Source organism: Streptomyces sp. NH27, assembly GCF_056859195.1.
Genome location: NZ_JACEGK010000850.1, coordinates 1 through 1,884, shown reverse-complemented (window position 1 = coordinate 1,884; position 1,884 = coordinate 1). Strand labels below are relative to the sequence as shown.

General features: G+C 72.4%; 3 protein-coding genes. 1 reads left to right on the top strand and 2 read right to left on the bottom strand.

Features of this window, described 5'->3' with window-relative positions:
* Nucleotides 1-201: 201 nt before the first annotated feature.
* Nucleotides 202-657 (bottom strand): hypothetical protein, encoded by a 456-nt coding sequence (locus AC13HU_RS36470; protein ID WP_483046290.1) that lies wholly within the window; start codon nucleotides 655-657, stop codon nucleotides 202-204.
* Between the two features lie 19 nt (nucleotides 658-676).
* Between AC13HU_RS36470 and AC13HU_RS36465 the strand changes: the two genes are divergently transcribed.
* A complete protein-coding gene (locus AC13HU_RS36465) occupies nucleotides 677-1,078 on the top strand; it encodes a hypothetical protein (protein WP_483046289.1) in 402 nt (133 codons plus the stop codon).
* A 345-nt stretch (nucleotides 1,079-1,423) separates the two neighbouring features.
* Here the strand turns inward: AC13HU_RS36465 and AC13HU_RS36460 are convergent.
* Nucleotides 1,424-1,884: CAP domain-containing protein (locus AC13HU_RS36460; RefSeq protein WP_483046288.1), on the bottom strand; the 461-nt coding region annotated here is incomplete at its 5' end.

The following is a 1,884-nucleotide window of genomic DNA, read 5'->3' as shown; positions in this document are numbered from 1 at the left end:
CATGTGCCCAGCGTAGCTCCCGTAGCGCTTTCCGCCAGGTCGCGCCTTCGGCGGAGCAGCGTCCGACGGTGAGGGGCTGCTTGCGGCGCGGGGCTGTTTGCGGCGCGGCACGCCGTTGCCCCTGGCGACATGCCGCCGGGGGCAACGCGGTGAGAAGCACGAGCCGGCCGCGATACGGTCATCCGCCGCGGCGGCACGTGGCTATTCGGCGCCGAGCACCTTGAAGGTCTTGCTCACGAAGACGTGGTGCGGCCAGTTGATGCTGATGTTGTGGACTTCGTACTCGCCGTCGTCCAGCTTCACCACACGGTCGACGATGCCGCCGGCGAAGACGGCCTGCGCGGCCTTCGTCGCCTTGTCCGCCGTCGTGCCGCCGACGACCGTCCCCTCGCCCTCGGTGTAGTCCGACGGGACCTGGCCGACCGACTTCGTGGGCGACGGCGTCCCCTGCTGGACGGGGATCACCCCGGACTTCTTGGCGGCCGCGGCCCCGCCGTCGCCACCGGGCTGCACCACGACCTGGGTGGCCGTGATGGTCGCGGTGTCGACCGTCCCCAGCACCAGGACGCTCGCGCCCTTGTGCACGGCGCCGGCCGAGGTGCGGTGGGTACCCCGCAGGTAGGTCGTGGCGGACGTCTCGTCGACGGTCACCTTCACACCGGTCGCGGTAGCGAAAGTGAAGCCCGAGGTGGACGTGGCGTCGACGATGCCGGTCGCGCCCCCGGCGGCCGGCCCGGACCGGGCGCCGCCGCCGGACCCCGGCGCGGTCGGCGTGGCGGTCGGTGTGGCCGTGGCCGCGACCGACGTGCCGGACGCCGAGGTGCCGGACGAGGACGAGGCGGCCGATGCCGACCCCGAGAGACCGCTCCATCCGGCCACCGCGCAGGTCAGCCCGGCGGCTGCGATCCATGCCCCCGTCCGCTTCGACACCGACCGCCAGGACAGCGGCCGACGGGCGTGCACAGCCGTGGTCGCCGGGTCCGAGCCGGCCGTCGAGCGGCCTGCCGTGTCATGGTCGTTCATGGTGATGCTCCTCTCACGTGGGCAACTGCACAGAACGTCGCAGCCGCCGATATGAGGACGCTGTGATGCGTGGGAAAGCTGTGGCCGGCGAGTCGGCGCCGTCGGACGACACGGCAGGTCAGGCCCGGGACGGCAATGCGGCGGCTGCCAGGGATTCCCAGCTGATTCGTAGCCGGCACCTAGGGTCTGTCGGGCGACTGCCGAGGGGCTGTCGGGCGGGCGTTGTCCGATTACCCCCGGGCTCGCGGGTCGAGCCTGAGCAGCGCCGATCCCGGGATGTAGCGAGCCGAGCCGAGCCGATCCTGGGTCGAGCCCGGGTCGAGCCCGAGCCCGGGTCGATGCGAGCCGCGCCCGATCTCGGGCAAGCCCGAGGCGCCCGCCCCGGCGGGCCGAAGCGTGGTCAGTAGCCGAAGTCCTGGGTCCACCAGGGGCCGCCGGTGCCGAAGTGGATGCCGACGCCGAGGGTCTTGTAGTCGCAGTTGAGGATGTTGGCGCGGTGGCCGGGGCTGTTCATCCAGGCGGTCATCACGGCCTGGGCATCGGCCTGGCCCATCGCGATGTTCTCGCCACCGAGACTGGTGACGCCGAGCTTCTTCGCGCGGTCCCAGGGGTCGTTGCCGTCGGGGTCGGTGTGGTCGAAGAAGCCGCGGGCGGCCATCTCGTCGCTGAAGTTCTGCGCGAGGGTGTCGAGGGAGGAACTGGCGGTGAGCGGCTGGCAGCCGGCGGTGGCGCGCTGCTCGTTGACCAGGGTGAGGATCTGGGCCCGGGCGGAGGTGACCGCGTTGGTGGTGGCCGGGCCGGTGGTGGGCGCGGAGGTGTGCGGCGTGGTCGTCTTCACCGGGGTGGTGGGCGCGGTGGTGG